This window comes from Clostridium sp. CAG:43, assembly GCF_000434655.1.
Lineage (GTDB): Bacteria > Bacillota > Clostridia > Lachnospirales > Lachnospiraceae > Otoolea > Otoolea fessa.
This window is the reverse complement of sequence record NZ_FR895116.1, coordinates 7,303-8,482: the sequence shown is the minus strand read 5'-3', so window position 1 is coordinate 8,482 and position 1,180 is coordinate 7,303. Positions and strand designations below refer to the sequence as shown.

1 protein-coding gene is annotated in these 1,180 nt (G+C 55.9%); it reads left to right on the top strand.

The genetic code is table 11. The features are described 5' to 3' along the window. Positions 1 to 1,180 (top strand): aminotransferase class I/II-fold pyridoxal phosphate-dependent enzyme (locus tag QVO97_RS11925; RefSeq protein ID WP_288189762.1); only part of this gene is annotated, 1,180 nt, incomplete at both ends.

The window sequence follows — 1,180 nt, the reverse complement described above, 5'->3', positions numbered from 1 at the left end:
CAGAAGATGCGCGTGGTGCCGTTTAATGTTCCGGGGCACAAAAGGGGGCGCGGCAACCCGGAGCTGACGAAACTTTTAGGAGAGACCTGCATGCGGCTGGACGTCAATTCCATGAAGCCGCTCGATAACCTCTGCCATCCAGTGTCCGTCATTGCGGATGCGGAGCAGCTGGCGGCTGAGGCATTCGGGGCGGCACACGCATTCCTGATGGTCGGCGGTACGACATCGGCGGTCCAGAGCATGGTGCTGACGGCAGTCAAGCGAGGCGAGAAGATTATATTGCCGCGAAATGTCCACCGCAGTGTCATGGGCGCGATGGTGCTTGGCGGTGCGGTTCCGGTCTATGTGAATCCGGCTGGCGATAAGAGACTGGGGATTCCTCTTGGAATGCGTGTGGAAGATGTGCGCCGGGCGATCAAGGAAAATCCAGATGCTAAGGCGGTGTTTGTGAATAATCCGACGTATTACGGCATCTGTTCGGATCTGCGCTCGATCGTAAAGCTGGCACATGAGCATGGGATGTTGTGTTTAGTTGATGAGGCGCATGGAACCCATTTTTATTTCGGGGAAAATATGCCGGTTTCCGCGATGGCAGCTGGGGCGGATATGGCGGCGGTTTCGATGCACAAATCGGGCGGGAGCCTGACGCAGAGCTCGATTCTTCTGACGGGTCCGGGTATGTCCGCCGGGTATGTCCGCCAGATTATCAATCTGACGCAGACGACGAGTGGTTCCTACCTGCTCCTTTCCAGCCTCGACATCTCCAGACGGAACCTGGCGCTTCGCGGGCGTGAGGCATTTAAGCAGGTGGTGGAGCTGGCGGAGTATGCGAGAACAGAAATCAACCGGATTGGCGGTTATTATGCCTATTCAAAGGAGCTGATAAACGGCGACAGCATTTATGATTTCGATGTGACCAAACTTTCAATTCACACGCGCGATATCGGGCTGGCGGGGATCGAGGTTTATGATCTTCTCCGGGACGAGTACGATATCCAGGCGGAATTTGGTGATCTGGGAAATATTCTGGCATATCTGTCTATCGGTGACCGGCAGCGGGAGGTAGAGCGCCTGGTCAGCGCACTGGCGGAGATCAAGCGCCGGTTCAGCCGGGATAAATCGACGCTGATGGATTTTGACTATATTGACCCGATCGTGGCGATGTCGCCGCAGGAGGCAT